We start from the raw sequence: 15,595 nt of genomic DNA, 5'->3' as shown, positions 1-15,595 counted from the left end.
ACCCCTATTACCTTATTGCCATACGTTCATACGGATACCTATGTAGTCACATATATTTGCGGCCGAGGATAAAAATAAGGCACGTAACGAAACTTACGTGCCTTATCATATCTGTATGGAGGCCGTGTAACTTGGCCGTTCTAGGTAGTGTCAAGCTAAAACGCCTTCGGCGTCCTTTTGAGGACGGTAAGCGTTTATGCGAGAATTATAAGAATAAAGTATAAAGTGAAACTTATACCTTCTTATAATTTTAAAATATCCTACTCAGCTTTAGTGTCTTCAGCAGCTGGTGCTTCTTCTACTGCTTCAACTTCTACACTATTGCTAACAAGGAAATCAATGGTTTTACGCAACGAAAGCTCTTCGCTCAAGCTGCCCAGTGAACCGTTAGCTGCCAAGATGCTGCGGATTTCTTCTGGAGTACGTTTGTAAGCTTCAGCCATAGTAGCCAACTCTTCGTTAACTTCTTCTTCGGAAACTTCAATGTTCTCTTGTTTTGCGATAACTTCCAATACCAGGTTGTTGCGAACGCGTTTTTCAGCATCGCCTTTCATTTGGTTCTGCAAGTCTTCACGAGTTTGGCCGGAGAAGCTAAGGAACATATCCATGTTCATGCCTTGTTGACGAAGACGAGTGTCGAAGTCACGAACCATGTTCTCAACTTCACTGTTGATCATAGCTTCAGGGATTTCAACTTCAGCGTTAGCTGCTGCTTTATCAACAACTGCATTCTCACGAAGGCCTTTCAGTTCTTCCTCTTTACGGGATTCGAGCTGAGCTTTCAGATCTGCTTTGTACTCATCCAAAGTTTCGAATTCACTTACATCTTTAGCGAACTCATCATCGAGTGCAGGAAGTTGTTTGCGTTTGATTTCGTGCAGCTTCACTTTGAATACTGCTTTTTTACCCGCAAGGTTCTCTGCATGGTATTCATCAGGGAAAGTAACTTCAACATCTTTGAAATCTCCAGTAGCCATTCCTACCACTTGCTCTTCGAATCCAGGAATGAAGGAGTTGCTGCCAAGCTCAAGAGAGTGACGTTCAGCTTTTCCGCCTTCAAACGGTACATCATCTACATATCCGTCAAAATCGATTACAGCGATGTCGCCGTTAGCTGCTGCTTCTTCTTCAACTACTACAAGCTCAGCATGACGTTCTTGCAGACGAGCAAGTTCAGCACTCAACTCTTCTTCAGTCACTTCAGCTTTTTGTACTGGAACTTCCAGACCTTTGTAATCGCCGAGCTTCACTTCAGGTTTAACCGTGATCTTCGCTTTGAAGATAAAGGATTGACCTTTAGCAAATTGCTCAATATCAACTTCAGGACGGTCTACAGGGAAGATGTCAGTTTGTTCAACTGCTTCACCGTAAGCTTCAGGAAGAAGAATGTCGATTGCATCTTGGTACAAGCTTTCTACACCAAAACGGGATTCAAAGATCGGCCGAGGTACTTTACCTTTACGGAAGCCTGGTACGTTAGCTTTTTTAACGACTTTGTTAAAAGCTTTATCAAGTGCTGCTGTTACGCGTTCTGCGTCTACTTCTACTTCAAGAACTCCAAGGTTCTTCTCTATTTTTTCCCATGTTGCTTTCATATTATACTTTTCCCTCCAAAATATAGGTTCACAAGTTTACTTCAAATAATGATACAATCCACGCACAGAATAACCATTATATTATATACAACATTACTTTATTTATCAAGTAGAGAAGTCTTTACAAAACCCTTGAGAGCACGATAAGCTCCCTCAAATTGAAAGCGCATGCCGTCTGTGATGCCATACATTCCACGTGTCTCTTCCTCTTGTCGGGAGCCGTTTAAACTTTCAGAAACAAATTGGTGCAAAGCTCCTGCCCAAATATCCAGCAAAACGTCTTCGCCTTCCAGCAATTTCCGATATTCGTCCGACCCATAAATCGACATGATGAACTGACCCCAGAGCTCTTGTGCAAAATAATACAGCGTAGGCTCATGCACCTCTGCCTGCTCGGCTACCCGCTCCAGCACATGACTCACCTCCGGAGGAAAATCCTCCGTCTGCAGTGGCACGCTCTCGATCTCTACGAGTACCGTTTCATGTCCGCGAATCAGCTTCACTGTTCCCTGCATCCCACGCCGCTTAAGCGTCTGCAAGGTCCGAAATTGCAGCAGTGGATGAACATTATCCCCCTGCAACCAAGTGGTCAGCTCCTCGTCAACGCCGCCACCTTCCAGATAGGATAGCTGCTCTAGTGCAAGTATTGTCGCCTCAGACAGAGGTTCATTCATCACCCGCTGCAGCAGCTTTTTGGGATACCCCGCATCCTCGTTCATTTTGGATTTGGCCAAAAAGCGGGCCATATCCTCTTCCCTTAAATCTTCGTCTTCGGGGTGAACAGTTCCCTCCGCATCTCCATTCTGGGACGCGTAAGGAAATGCCGTTTCGAGCCATTCCAGCAGGGACCGCCATTCCTCGTAATTTCGCTCTTCCTGTCCTTGACACTGCAGCAAAAAACGAAGCAGCTCCATCGCTTCCCCGTAGCGTTCACTTTCCAGCATCACCGTCAGCTGGATTTGATAATAGTCCAGTGTCTTGGGGAACAGGACGATATTCTCTTTGGTGGCGGGGGAATCCGAATGTTTAATGAGGGCACCTCCTTATGTCTACTTATGTGAATGGAATCCTAACCATTATAAAAGTTATTAATACCTTAAGCTTCTTCCGAAACTTAATAATTGTAGATTATAGCATACCCCGTACTCTTTTTAAAAAACAGCTTGAAAAAGATCATCCCATATGATATGATAATTCCTGCTTGCTTTTCTGCCAGCAACCATGTCCCGGTAGCTCAGCTGGATAGAGCATGCGCCTTCTAAGCGCACGGTCGGGGGTTCGAATCCCTTCCGGGACGTCATATAGAAACAGCCTTCCTTCGGGAAGGCTGTTTCTATTTTCAGGGGAAGGGTTGGGCGGAGCTCAGGGAGTCACTACTGGGACGAATAGACGACTGAACGACTGAGCTTAAGATTCGCGGCTCTGGATTACCCGAGTTTCAGAGATTAATGGAGCTTGGATTCGAAGCTCAGAACCTGATGAAAACTTAGCCTCGTCGGAGCTCAGGGTCCGATAAAGCTTAGCATTCGAAACTTAGAATTTGGTGAAAACCTGGGCCTCGTCGGGCTATGAGTCGATGGAGCTTAACTTTTGATGCTCGCTCGGACTTGGTCACACTTAGAACTCATTGGGGCTCAGGGTTCTGTGAAGCTTAGCAATCGATGATCAGTTTCTATGAGTCAGTACCACATCATACCCCGCCGCATTAGAACATTACGGCTGCTTTTCCGGAGAAACGCAGCTACATGCTATCTAATTGCATTTTCTGCAACTAAAAGTACCCTTTTACCTCCAAAAATCGCTTTAATTGCATTTCATACACTTATATTCTCAGATTTACGCCTAGAATGGTCTTTTCACCATTTTTAACTGCACAAAGTACAATTAAACCCAAACAAACCTATCACCATCAAAAATAAGTGCATAAAGTGCAATTAAAAACCACTCTTATCACCACTACTCATCACTTATTACTCACCATCCACCAATCATTACTCATTACTCATTACTCATTACTCACTACTCACTACTCATCGAATATTAATCTTCACATTCCCATTTCTGATTTTTAAATATGGGAACATTTTTAGCTCTCTATAAGCGTGGCCAATCTAATTACTCAAAAGACACGCGCATTAGCAATATTATCGAAGGATGAGACTATCCTGCTTATTTAATCGAGAATAAAAAAACTGTTCACGGCGTTTTCTTCCGCCGAGAGACAGTTTTTTATGCATGTTCTTCCTTTATAAGCGAATCAGCGCCCTTTGCGGCGATTTCCAAGCCAGAGCGGAAAACGGAAAGCAAAGTTAATAAACAAAACTACAAATACTAGTACTGCCGCTGATTTGTCAGCGATTTGCCGCGCATCTTCTACAATTGCCTCAGATTGTACATACCAAAGGTGTACGGCCAGGGTTTCTCCCGGCGAGAACAGATTAAAGTCCCACATTTCGCCCGAGGTACTGAGACCAGCGGTAAGGATAATAACCGCAGACTCCCCGAAGGCGCGTCCAGCAACGAGACAAATCCCAGTAACAATGGCAGACATTGCAACGGGTAGGACAACTGTGCGGATCACGTGGAATTTAGTCATGCCCAGTGCATATCCAGCTTCGCGCATCTCCCCAGGAACAGCACGGACCGCTTCCTCCGTCACACGTGCAAGCATAGGCAGATTCAAAAGCGCCAAGCTTACCCCACCGCCAAGAATCGTCAGACCGATCCCAAAATATTCAGCAAATATCGCAAGACCAAGCATACCGAATACAATCGAGGGAACCGAAGAGAGCGCCTCTACACATATACGCAGGCCACCTGTAAAAGCATTATCCGGAGCGTATTCCGCCATATAAATCCCCGCTCCTAAACCGATAGGGACGGAAATAAGCAGCGAGATGAACAAAATATAAAAAGAGTTGAAAAGTACAGGACCGATCCCGCCACCAACGTCAATCTCTTCAGGCTGTTTGATCAGGAAATCAGGCCGCAGCGCTGGCAGACCTTTACTAAGAATCGTGAAGAGCAGCCAGAAGATTAGCAGCATGACTAAAGCCCCAAGCGTATAAAACCCAATAGTCGCGAGCTTATTGCGTCTCTGAGCACGCGCTGTATGCTTTGTACTTGCGAATCCGTTCACGCTGCATCCCTCCTTTTTCTACCCAGCACGCGGATGATCAGAATCAGTACAAAGGAAATCACCAGCAGAAGAAAGGCCATCATATGTAGGGCATAATTCCAGGTTGACTCAAACTCTACATTCGAGATTTGCATAACGATGTTACTAGTCAAGACCGAAGCAGGTGTAAATAAGGTTTTCGCCAACTGTGGTGTGTTTCCGATAACCATAACTACAGCCATTGTCTCCCCCACAGCACGAGTCATCCCGAGGATGACTGCAGAGATAATCCCTCTGCTAGCCGCAGGCAAAACAACACGCATAATGACTTGCAGACGGGTAGATCCAAGAGCGTACGCAGCATCCCGATATTTGCGTGGAACAGCGACAATAGCATCATCACTGATTCGACAAATCGTTGGCAGGACCATTAATGCGAGTACGAGGGCCGCAGCCAGCAAACCATCACCCAAGCTCTCCCCACTAACTCTACGCAGGAAAGGAAGTAATACCGTTAAGCCTAAATAACCATATACTATAGAAGGAATACCAACGAGCAAATCGAGCACCGGGCGAATGAAGGTCTTCATCCACTTCGGAGCAATCTCCGCACAGAGAACGGCCATGCCTACCGAAATAGGAACTGCGATCAGCAGGGTCAAAGCTGTCAGTGAAAGTGTATTTACAATGAAGGCAGCAGCCCCAAAGGAGTCCTCTTCAGGCGTCCAGTTAAACGAAAAGAAAAAGTCCGCAGGCGAGAGATGACCAAACAGAAGCAGCGCCGTTTTGCCGATAAATAGGATTACAAGTCCAAGCACGAAACAAAGTGCAAGAATGCTGAATAAGAAATAAAAGCGGAATAATCGGTTGCTAAACATATGTCTACTGTGACGTTTGGAGTTGGCGCTAACTTCTGTAACGCCCTCCTTAACCTTAGTTGCCAGGTTGTGGACTGGTGCCCCCATACTTTCCCTCCTGTAAGCGGCCAACCCCGTATCAAAATCGGGGCTGGCCGCTGTTACCATTCAATATGATCTTCAGATGTTATTAACCCTTCATTGCTGCGATCGGAATGAATTTAAGCTTTTTCAGAGAACCTTGTTGGAACTTTTTGCTTTGTACGTATTCGATAAATTCTTTAGTTGCGCCAGTAGGCTGGCCTTTAGTCATGTAGTAACCATAAGCCCAAATCTTATAAGAACCGTTAATTACGTTGTCTGTAGTAGCTGCGATACCGTTGTGTTTCACTGCTTTTACGTCGCCACTTACATAAACAAGGTCGATATAACCGATGGAGTTAGGAGTAGTTCCTACTGCTGTTTTCATGTCGCCGGATGAACCTGTTTCTTTGTAGTTCTTAGCTTTTTTAACGATATCTCCGCCATCCAAAGCTTTAGCCTGATAGTTAACGCGGGTACCAGAACCGAATGAGCGAGTGATGACAACGATATCTGCATCTGCGCCGCCTACTTCTTTCCAGTTGGTGATTTTACCAGCGAAAATACCTTTAAGCTGTTCTGTTGTAAGGTTATCTACACCCACATTTTTGTTCACGATCGTGGCAAAAGGAATGACAGCCACTTTGTTTGCTACCTGTCCGTCAAAAGCTTTGAAACCTGGTACGTCGATGCTAGCATCCCAGTCGCAAGCGCCGATATCAGCGATGCCTTTTTTTACAGCTTGTGGTCCAGTTACAGAGCCTTTACCAGATGCTGCGATTTTCACTTTAGGATGCAGCTTTTGGAATTCTTTTGCCGCTTGCAACGTCAATGGAAGAAGTGCGGTCGAACCGTTAACGGTGATTTTGCCACTAAGTGAATCTGCTGCTGCTGCAATCCCTGCAAAAGATGCGGTTACCGCGATTACGGCTGTTAAAGCCGTTACTGTTAATTTCTTGAAGATTTTCATTGTACTATTTTCTCCTCTCGGCTCTAGGCCGTTAAAATATGTTTGAAATAATAATTATTTAGTCAGTTGCAGCCCTTTACCGCCTTGGATAACCCATACGCTGTCGCCGCTCACAATCGCAAGCTTGCTTCCGTCTTTAGATACAGATACTTCAGATACATCTTCAGCCGTACGGAACAGTTCGGTCTTTGCACCACTACCATCGATAGAATAGATCACTGTGCTTCCGTCTGCCGTAGTACCTGCCACTACCAAACCATTGCTTACGCCAGTGGACCAATTCACTTCGATATCAAGTGCAATATTAGTGCTGGTTGCGTCCGCTTTTACAAGCTTCAGGGTATTCTTCGCATTGCCGTCTGCATCTGCGCTCAGGTATGCCACATTTCCATCAGCCAAAATCTCTGGGTAAAGCTTGTTATCTGCTGTAGTTGTTAGTGCAGCTGGTTTAGCATCTTTTGTAGCCAAATCAAGCTTGTAAAGCTGCTCTCCTGCCGAGCTAAAGTCAACCGTAAGAGAATCTTCTGTGCTGTCTGCATCATTTTTAGCAACACCCGTCAAATTAACGATATAAACGGCGCTTTTTTCGTCAGCAGAAATACGCAGTTCGGATTTATTCTCAACCTTGTCAGCCAGCACGGATTTAACATCACCAGTCTCTACTGAGATTTTAGCGATTTTTTCTTGCTTGTCTCCTTGGATGAAATAAATGCTTTTCCCATCTTTGGACCAAACCAGATCTGTCTTCACACTATTGTCGGTGCCTAGTGTTTTAACAGCTCCGCTAGACAAGTTAATCAGATTCAGCAAACCTTTCTCATCATTAAAAGCTCCCCACTGCTGATCCGGCGATACTGCAAAGTCCACTGCACTGTCATTTGACGAAAACACTTCATAGTTACCTGGTTCTGTACTGAATTTGATAAGCTGAGTAGTTTCAGCATCACTTTTGTTCGCAATCAGGTTGCCAGCTGCCGTCCAGTGCAAAGTATCAAACAAACCTTCAGGACGTGCAAAGCTCAAAATCGTGCTAACATCAGCGTCCAGCTCTCCACCTAATGCAGTAACTAACTTAGTAAGCTCTACATAGGTTTTACCGTTATAAAACACTGGAGCCACTGTGAACGATTCGGAATTACCATCTACTTGATAGCTCTTTGAGCCTGTTTTGAGTTGCACATTATGTAGTCCTTTGCTGTCGTTAAGTTCAAACCCGCTTGTTCCCAGTACTACCTTAGCCCCAATTTCTCCAGCTACCTGAGTCAGCGAGTAAAGCTTGTAACCACTGCTGTTAATGGTGTTAAACACAATCGGCGTTCCGTTTACATTCCAAGTAGTTGTACCTTCTTTAACTGCTGTTGCAGCAGCGACTTGATTGGTAGCTACAGATTTTACATTACTGCCGGTGCTAGCTGCAGATACACTTCCAACGCCTACTGTTGCAAGAAGTGCTGAAGCCAACGTTGCGCTAATCCATTTACTGTTTTTCAATTAGATTCACCCTTTTCGTATAGGTAACTGCTAATGTCATTTTCGTCTACAATTGTCAATTCTGTTGCAGAGGAATGTAATGGAAATATTAACTAGTATTCTTTTTTTAAAAAACCAGGTAACCAAATGAACTAAGCAGCAAAAACAGCCTCTTTTCGTAAAAAGGTGCTCGGTGTGGCTGCCTTATTTAGTTGGAGAATTGTTTGGGATCTTGGGGTGACGTAGGGACAAATTTGATATTGCAGGCGCGTGGAGGGAACTTGTTGCTGAGGTGGGCGGGTGGAGTATATTGCGGAGTTCGCTTGGAGTGTGGGGGAAGCTTATTGAGGAGGTCGCTGGGCCACGTGGAGTATATTGCGGAGGTCGCTTGGGTGCGTGGGGGAAGCTTGTTATGTGGCTGCTGCTTACAATTTAAAAACTAACTGGTCTGTTGTGGCGCATTCTGCGTAAGGATCATCGTAGGAGATTCGGCTGATTGTACGGGATTTATACCGTTCTTTTGCTGATTTTAGCGGGATTGAGCTCATCGTACGGGATTTATACCGCTCTTTTGCTATCTTTTGCTAGATTGGGTACATTGTGCGGGATTTATACCGTTCTTTTGCTAACTTCAGTAGGATTGGGCTCATTGTGCGGGATTTATACCGTTCTTTTGCTAACTTTAGCGGGATTGGGCTCATTGTACGGGATTTATACCGTTCTTTAACTGACTTCAGTCGGATTGAGCTCATTGTGCGGGATTTATACCGTTCTTTTACTCATTTTAGCGAGATTGAGCTCATTGTACGGGATTTATACCGTTCTTTTACTAACTTTAGCGGGATTGAGCTCATTGTACGGGATTTATACCGTTCTTTTGCTAACTTTAGCGGGGTTGAGCTCATTGTACGGGATTTATACCTTTCTTTTGCTAACTTCATCGGGATTGAGCTCATTGTACGGGATTTATACCTTAGCGAAATTGAGCTCACTGTACGGGATTTATACCGTTCTTTTGCTTGATTTATTTAGACCATCCTTATTTAGTGGCATTTATGCCCTTCTTTTGTCTGGTTTAGGTAAACCCGTGTTATTTTGAGGCATTTATGCCTTTCTTTTAGCTGATTTAAGTGGATCGACGCCATTTAAGGGCATTTATGCCTTTCTATTACCTAGTTTAGGCGGACTGACGCTTTTTAGTGGCACTTTTGCCTTTCATTCAAATCATCTCTATATACATAGTAAAAGGACAAGTTGAATTAACAAACCTCAATTGGGATTAAGCTAATACTGTGGGATACATTTGTATAAAATATATGGTTTACAATTCCTAACTTTTGACGCAAGATAATGAGTGAGTACTCACTCATTATCTAATCAGAGTGTACAGAGCAGTATAATTCAGGAATATCTCAACACCTTCTACACCTTCTACACCTTCATCACCATCACCATCACCATCACCATCACCATCACCACCACCTTATCAGCAACATCTTCAACTCAAGCAAGTATCCCAGAACATTCAGAATCGAGGAGATAAACATGGGTTCAGAGGTTCCAGTTATTTCAGTGAGCCATGTCGGGAAAGCGTTTGGAGAGAAACAGGTGCTCGAGGATATTTCGCTTCAAGTGGAACGTGCGGAAACCTTTGGCATACTAGGGCCATCCGGCTCAGGAAAAACAACATTAGTGAAGCTGCTTACAGGTATCCATGAGGTAACCTCCGGCGAGGTGAAGATACTTGGCGTTACGATGCCTAAGCTGACTATGCTGCAACAGATTGGATATATGGCCCAGTCTGATGCCTTATACACGGAGCTTAGCGCGAAGGAGAATCTGGAGTTTTTTGCAGCGCTATATGGACTAAAGGGGGAGCAACGCTCCAAACGCATCACAGCCGTAATGGAGATCGTTAATTTACAAGATCATTTGCGAAAAAGAGTAGACCAATACTCCGGCGGGATGAAACGCCGCTTATCATTGGCGATCGCGCTGCTGCATGAACCGCCGTTGCTTATTCTTGATGAGCCTACAGTTGGCATAGATCCGGTGCTGCGGCTATCCATCTGGAAGGAACTAAAAGCGCTGAACCAGAAAGGCACCACTATTGTGCTGACCACGCATGTCATGGATGAGGCTGAAAAATGTGACCGGCTCGGAATGATCCGTGATGGCAAGCTACTTGCCGCCGACACGCCTGCCGGACTACTGCAAGCCACCGGTTCAGCTTCTATTGAAGAAGCCTTTTTATATTATGGAGGTGTGCGTTCATGAGAATCCGAGCGATCACCTTAAGGATTTTGCGGCAATTTATTCATGACAAAAGAACGATGGCATTAATGTTCATTGCACCACTCCTCGTTCTAAGCTTAATGAGCTTGGTCTTCAATGGTGACGCCTATGAACTAAAAATCGGTGTGTCCGGTGTACCTCTAAATATGTCAGCTGCGTTAAAAGAACAAAATGCCACCATCAAAGAATATGCCATCGCAGAGCTGGGAAAAGGCGCTTTAGTAGAAGGAAAAATTGACGCTTTGATCACTTTGAACGGAACCGCCGGAGATTCGCAAGTTACGCCTCAAGTGCTGCTAGAAGGTAGCAACCCTACAGCCAACAAGGCAGTAATCATGACGCTGCAACAAATCTCCCAGAAGCTTCTTCCAAGCACAAAGGAACAATTACAGCCGCAGATCAGCTATCTTTACGGTTCTGAGAATATGAAGACGATCGACCGTTTCGGTCCCATTATGATTGGCGTATTTGTTTTCTTTTTCGTATTCTTGATTGCAGGTGTATCCTTCTTAAGGGAACGAACCACAGGCACTCTTGAACGCCTACTTTCGACTCCATTAAAAAGATGGGAGATTGTGCTCGGGTATGTATGTGGTTTCGGCATATTTACCGTTTTTCAGGCGCTATTGATCTCATGGTATTCCATACAGATTCTTGGCATTATGATGACAGGCAGCTTTGGTTACGTATTGCTGATCACATTACTCCTATCGATGACAGCGCTGACGTTGGGCACACTGCTGTCGGCTTTTGCAGCCAATGAGTTGCAGATGATTCAGTTCATTCCGCTCATTATAGTGCCACAAATCTTCCTCAGTGGATTATTCCCGCTCGATACCCTTCCACTGTGGCTCCAGCGCGTTGGCCTCGCTACACCGATCTATTACGGATCAGAAGCTCTGATGGACATTATGGTCCGTGGCAAAGGATGGAGCGCAATTGCACTGGATGTCTATGTACTAATAGGATTTTCGCTGCTATTTATGCTGCTGAATGTATTGGCACTGCGCAAACATCGCAAAATGTAATTTCACAAAAGCTATTATCATTGAAACAAAATGAATCAAGCATGGAGGGTTATTGTAATGAAAGAGCAAGTTTCTACGGAACAAAATATAGAAGAGCAGTGGATAGAAGAGCTGCTGACCCTTGGCAAAGACGAGAAACTGACACCGAAGCAGATTTCTATTCTACAAGCGGCGATTGAGGTATTTTCCGAAAAAGGATACTCTGCGACTTCAACGAGTGAAATTTCTCAGAAAGCGGGCGTGGCGGAGGGAACGATTTTTCGCTATTACAAGACTAAAAATGATCTGCTGCTTGCCATAGTAGGTCCTACCATGAGTCGCATGCTTGCGCCTTTTGTGCTGCGGAATTTCAACGGCGTGCTCGATATGCCCTACGACAGCTTCGAAGAGTTCCTGAGGGCATTTATGATCAATCGGCTGGATTTCGCCCGCAAGAATTTTAAAATTCTTAAGATTCTTATTCAGGAGATTCCTTTTCAGCCAACAGTTAGAGCTCAGTTTGTAGAGAATATTCTTAGCAAAATACTGGAGCGCGTGATTGATATTGTTGAACATTTTAAAGAAAAGGGTGAAATCATCGAGGTGCCTACACCCACACTTATACGCTTCACACTCTCGTCTGTCGTAGGTTATTTGATGAATCGCTTGCTGCTGCAGCCAGATAAGGACTGGAATGACGAGGAAGAAATCAACCTGACGATCGCTTTTATCATGCATGGAATAAGTAAAGCAACACCCCCTATTTGATGCGCACGCCCGTTCTGTTATCATAAGTACTATATTAAATTCGGACTTTTCGAGATCAAGTTATGAGAAAGGAATTATGTTATGGGCTTTAGTGTATCAGAACGGGTTATCAAACTGCTGTGCGGCAAGTCTATTTTTGAAAAAGGATTAGCTTATTACCAAACTGAAAGTGTCGATATAATTGAAGTTGAAGAATACAATGTCTCCATTCCAGATTTGCCCCGCTCTCGATATGAAGCCATTGTTCAGGGGGCGATCGACTATGAAGTTATGGTGGTCATTGATATTGATGGGGATGTCCAGGCAGAGTGTAATTGTCCAGCCTACTCCCATGGGGGGCCATTCTGTAAACATATCGCGGCTGTGCTGATCAACGTTGACGCCCTTAAAACTGGCCGAGATCGTTCAGAGCTTACCGGAGCTTCGCACCTGTCTTCTATAGAAGATACTGAGATTCTAACCCCACGTATTTTTACTGATACTGCGCAAGACAACGGGGGAAAGTCCAGAGATCAACAGCTCGTAAGCAGCCTGCTGGGGATGTTCAGCAACCATACACCGCGTCCTAGCGGTACGGGGGCTTTTGTAGATAACAGACTTCCTCTAAATATAGAGTTTACATGCAAGCCGTTCACTTATAGTTACAGCCACACCATGCTGGGTATAGAAATGAAAGTCGGTCCAAAACGTCTATATATTGTTCAGAAAATAAGGGGATTTCTAGAAAGTGTACACCGCGGAGAATCCTTTGAGTTCACGAAACATTTTATCTATGATCCTGCCATTTACAGCTTCCGGAAGGAAGATAATGTTGTTCTACAGAAGCTGATTGATATTGTATTAAATGAAAAAATGTACCGCGATAACGTCACTCCTTACTCACCTTATGGGGGGAGTATTGGGGGAGATCGGTTGCTGGCCGTCCCTCCTTTTTTCTGGGAGTCGCTTCAACCTGCGCTTTCAGAGGTCTCGTCGGTATTTTTGCAACAAGAAGAGGTGCTATACGAAGGCATTTACGTGTCTAATGAGGCGCCTCCACTCAGCTTTGAGTTTGAACAGGCGGAAGAGGATGGATATCATCTGGATATTCAAGGACTTGAGCAGATTTCGGTCTTAGAAGATTACGGGATTGTACTATCTGAAGGTAAGTTGCTGAAGCTATCCCCTCAAGAATGTATACGCCTTGCTGAAATGAAAAAAATGCTGGATTCCTCCCGCCGAAATGGTATCGATATTGCCCCCGAGCAAATGGAGTCTTTTATGGACAAGGTTATTCCTGGTCTGAAAAAGCTGGGCAACGTCCATATCGCCGACTCCATTGCGGATCGGATTGTCCAACATAGGCTTATCGCGAGGCTTTATCTGGATCGTGTGAGAGATCGGCTGCTCGCCGGACTAGAATTCCAATATGGTGACATTGTGATCAATCCTTTAGATGAAAAAGCCCATGTTCGCGGGACGAGTTTGATTCTTTTGCGAGACGGGGAGGGAGAAGCTCGTATTCTGGAGCTGATGGAGCACGAATCTTTCGCTAAAACCGAAGGCGGATTTATTATGACAGACGAAGAGGGCGAATACGATTTTTTGTACCATACCATTCCGCTGCTGGAACCGCTACTTTCGGTTTATGCGACCTCCGCAGTCAAAGCAAGACTGTTCACGAGCACTACACCCCCAAAGGTGAGCATTAGTTGGAATGAAAAGACGGACTGGCTTGATTTTAAATTCGATATGGGCGGGATTCCAGAAGCTGAGATTGTTATGGTTCTGAAATCCCTGCAGGAAAAACGCAGATACTACCGCTTGCCTGATGGAGCCCTGCTACCGCTGGAGAGCGAGGAGCTTCAAGAAATCATTACCTTTATGAATGATGTAGGCATCCGTGAAGGTGAGATCAAAGGGGTGGAGTTTTCTCTGCCCGTTGTTCGTGGGTTACATTTGACCTCCACGGATGCTAAGAGTGACTCCATTAAGCTGGGCAGATCCTTTAAAAGGTTACTTGCGAACATGCGGAATCCGGAGAATCTTGATTTCCCTATACCTGACAGTCTGGTTCCTGTGCTAAGGGATTATCAACAGTATGGGTTTCAGTGGCTGAAGACGTTGGCCCATTACCGTTTTGGTGGTATTTTGGCGGATGATATGGGGTTAGGCAAAACGCTGCAAAGTATCGCTTTTCTACTGTCAGAACTTCCAGAGATCCGCCAGAATGGGCTGCCTGCCCTAATTGTCGCTCCTGCGTCTCTCACTTATAACTGGCTTAATGAGCTTAAAAAATTCACGCCAGAGATCAAAGCTGTCATTGCAGACGGTAGTCTAATTGAGCGCGGGCGGATTTTAAAAAATACAGCAAAAGCTGATGTAATCATCACCTCTTATCCGTTGCTCCGCAGAGATGTTCAGTTGTATGCCAAAAAGTCTTTTCATACCCTGATTCTCGATGAAGCACAAACTATAAAAAACCATACTACACAGACAGCCCAAGCTGTAATGGCGCTTCAAGCCCGGCACCGTTTTGCACTTACGGGTACTCCTGTGGAGAATGCGTTGGAAGATTTATGGTCCATTTTCGGCACCGTGTTCCCTGGGTTATTTCCAGGCAAAAAAGCTTTTCACGATTTACCAAGAGAAACGGTTGCGAAGCGGGCGCGTCCCTTTTTGCTGCGGCGCTTAAAGAGTGATGTGTTAAAGGAACTTCCGGACAAAATTGAGTCCGTACAAGCATGTGAACTGCTGCCGGAGCAAAAAAAGTTATATGTAGCTTATCTTGCCCGTTTGAAAAAAGAGGCGCTTAAGCATTTGACCCAAGATAGTTTCGGCAATAATAATCGGATCAAAGTTCTGGCGGGACTAACTCGTCTGCGCCAGTTGTGCTGCCACCCTGCTCTTTTTGTCGATGGATATGAAGGAAGCTCTGCTAAATTCGAGCAGCTGCTCGAAATCATAGAAGAATGTCGCAGTTCGGGTAAACGTATGTTAGTATTCTCACAATTCACAGAGATGCTGGGCCTGATTGGGCGTGAACTAGGATATCAGGGCATTCCATACTTTTATTTAGATGGTCAAACGCCTGTTTCTCAACGAGTAGATTTATGTAATAAATTTAATGAAGGAGAGCGGGATATTTTCTTAATCTCCTTAAAGGCCGGCGGGACCGGGCTCAACTTAACTGGGGCAGATACTGTAATCCTTTACGATTTATGGTGGAACCCTGCCGTCGAGCAGCAAGCAGCAGATCGGGCTCACCGGATCGGACAGAAAAATGTAGTACAAGTAATTCGTCTCGTCACCCAAGGCACCGTAGAGGACAAGATGTATGAGCTGCAGCAGAAGAAAAAGAACTTGATCGATGAGGTCATCCAGCCAGGTCAAGAAAGCTTGTCTACCCTCACAGAGCAAGACATCCGGGAGATTCTGATGATCTAAATAACAAT

At 44.9% G+C, this 15,595-nt stretch carries 11 protein-coding genes and 1 tRNA gene; 6 read left to right on the top strand and 6 right to left on the bottom strand.

What is annotated here, in order from left to right; translation table 11 throughout:
- Window positions 1-260 precede the first annotated feature (260 nt).
- Both tig and NST45_RS02775 read right to left on the bottom strand, forming a co-directional pair.
- Window positions 261-1,595: a trigger factor gene (gene tig / locus NST45_RS02780; protein WP_036685045.1), complete on the bottom strand. Its 1,335-nt coding sequence runs from the start codon at window positions 1,593-1,595 to the stop codon at window positions 261-263.
- Window positions 1,596-1,693: 98 nt separating this feature from the next.
- The gene (locus NST45_RS02775) at window positions 1,694-2,539 is read right to left on the bottom strand and encodes a hypothetical protein (RefSeq protein WP_256715929.1); all 846 of its coding nucleotides are present in this window, start codon (window positions 2,537-2,539) and stop codon (window positions 1,694-1,696) included.
- 279 nt (window positions 2,540-2,818) lie between these two features.
- On the opposite strand from NST45_RS02775, the gene NST45_RS02770 reads away from it, so the two are divergent.
- Window positions 2,819-2,892 (top strand) — tRNA-Arg (locus tag NST45_RS02770).
- A gap of 960 nt (window positions 2,893-3,852) precedes the next feature.
- Here NST45_RS02770 and pstA read toward each other — a convergent pair.
- The 4 genes from pstA to NST45_RS02750 form a co-directional block, all read right to left on the bottom strand.
- Window positions 3,853-4,734, bottom strand: a complete 882-nt coding sequence (gene pstA, locus NST45_RS02765; protein WP_036685040.1) for a phosphate ABC transporter permease PstA — start codon at window positions 4,732-4,734, stop codon at window positions 3,853-3,855.
- On the bottom strand, window positions 4,731-5,678 hold the full coding sequence (gene pstC, locus NST45_RS02760) for a phosphate ABC transporter permease subunit PstC (protein WP_036685038.1): 948 nt from the start codon (window positions 5,676-5,678) through the stop codon (window positions 4,731-4,733). The genes pstA and pstC overlap by 4 nt, the downstream gene beginning before the upstream one ends.
- Window positions 5,679-5,760: 82 nt before the next feature.
- A complete protein-coding gene (locus tag NST45_RS02755) occupies window positions 5,761-6,621 on the bottom strand; it encodes a phosphate ABC transporter substrate-binding protein (protein WP_038573065.1) in 861 nt (286 codons plus the stop codon).
- 54 nt (window positions 6,622-6,675) lie between these two features.
- Complete coding sequence (locus NST45_RS02750) at window positions 6,676-8,112, bottom strand: stalk domain-containing protein (RefSeq protein ID WP_339824829.1); 1,437 nt, start codon at window positions 8,110-8,112, stop codon at window positions 6,676-6,678.
- Between the two features lie 630 nt (window positions 8,113-8,742).
- On the opposite strand from NST45_RS02750, the gene NST45_RS02745 reads away from it, so the two are divergent.
- The 5 genes from NST45_RS02745 to NST45_RS02725 all read left to right on the top strand — a co-directional run bounded on the left by NST45_RS02745 (window position 8,743) and on the right by NST45_RS02725 (window position 15,587).
- A complete protein-coding gene (locus NST45_RS02745; protein WP_076142520.1) occupies window positions 8,743-9,114 on the top strand; it encodes a hypothetical protein in 372 nt (123 codons plus the stop codon).
- A 522-nt stretch (window positions 9,115-9,636) separates the two neighbouring features.
- Window positions 9,637-10,368 (top strand): ABC transporter ATP-binding protein, encoded by a 732-nt coding sequence (locus tag NST45_RS02740; RefSeq protein WP_076106008.1) that lies wholly within the window; start codon window positions 9,637-9,639, stop codon window positions 10,366-10,368.
- On the top strand, window positions 10,365-11,414 hold the full coding sequence (locus tag NST45_RS02735) for an ABC transporter permease (RefSeq protein WP_076142519.1): 1,050 nt from the start codon (window positions 10,365-10,367) through the stop codon (window positions 11,412-11,414). The genes NST45_RS02740 and NST45_RS02735 overlap by 4 nt, the downstream gene beginning before the upstream one ends.
- A gap of 57 nt (window positions 11,415-11,471) precedes the next feature.
- Window positions 11,472-12,161: a TetR/AcrR family transcriptional regulator gene (locus tag NST45_RS02730; RefSeq protein ID WP_038573072.1), complete on the top strand. Its 690-nt coding sequence runs from the start codon at window positions 11,472-11,474 to the stop codon at window positions 12,159-12,161.
- Between the two features lie 81 nt (window positions 12,162-12,242).
- Entirely contained in the window at window positions 12,243-15,587 is a 3,345-nt protein-coding gene (locus NST45_RS02725) for a DEAD/DEAH box helicase (RefSeq protein WP_076142517.1), read from the top strand.
- The last annotated feature ends 8 nt before the right edge of the window (window positions 15,588-15,595 follow it).

It is taken from the genome of Paenibacillus sp. FSL R7-0163 (genome assembly GCF_037969975.1).
GTDB classification, from domain to species: Bacteria; Bacillota; Bacilli; order Paenibacillales; family Paenibacillaceae; genus Paenibacillus_AQ; species Paenibacillus_AQ odorifer.
The sequence above is the reverse complement of the archived record's forward strand: the minus strand, read 5'-3'. Positions and strand labels throughout refer to the sequence as shown.

Bases quoted from the DNA above. Each gene is read 5' to 3' on its own strand.
- pstC (WP_036685038.1), bottom strand. From the start codon at position 5,678: ATGGGGGCACCAGTCCACAACCTGGCAACTAAGGTTAAGGAGGGCGTT.
- NST45_RS02775 (WP_256715929.1), bottom strand. From the start codon at position 2,539: ATGCTGGAAAGTGAACGCTACGGGGAAGCGATGGAGCTGCTTCGTTTT.
- NST45_RS02735 (WP_076142519.1), top strand. From the start codon at position 10,365: ATGAGAATCCGAGCGATCACCTTAAGGATTTTGCGGCAATTTATTCAT.
- NST45_RS02730 (WP_038573072.1), top strand. From the start codon at position 11,472: ATGAAAGAGCAAGTTTCTACGGAACAAAATATAGAAGAGCAGTGGATA.
- NST45_RS02755 (WP_038573065.1), bottom strand. From the start codon at position 6,621: ATGAAAATCTTCAAGAAATTAACAGTAACGGCTTTAACAGCCGTAATC.
- NST45_RS02740 (WP_076106008.1), top strand. From the start codon at position 9,637: ATGGGTTCAGAGGTTCCAGTTATTTCAGTGAGCCATGTCGGGAAAGCG.
- tig (WP_036685045.1), bottom strand. From the start codon at position 1,595: ATGAAAGCAACATGGGAAAAAATAGAGAAGAACCTTGGAGTTCTTGAA.
- NST45_RS02725 (WP_076142517.1), top strand. From the start codon at position 12,243: ATGGGCTTTAGTGTATCAGAACGGGTTATCAAACTGCTGTGCGGCAAG.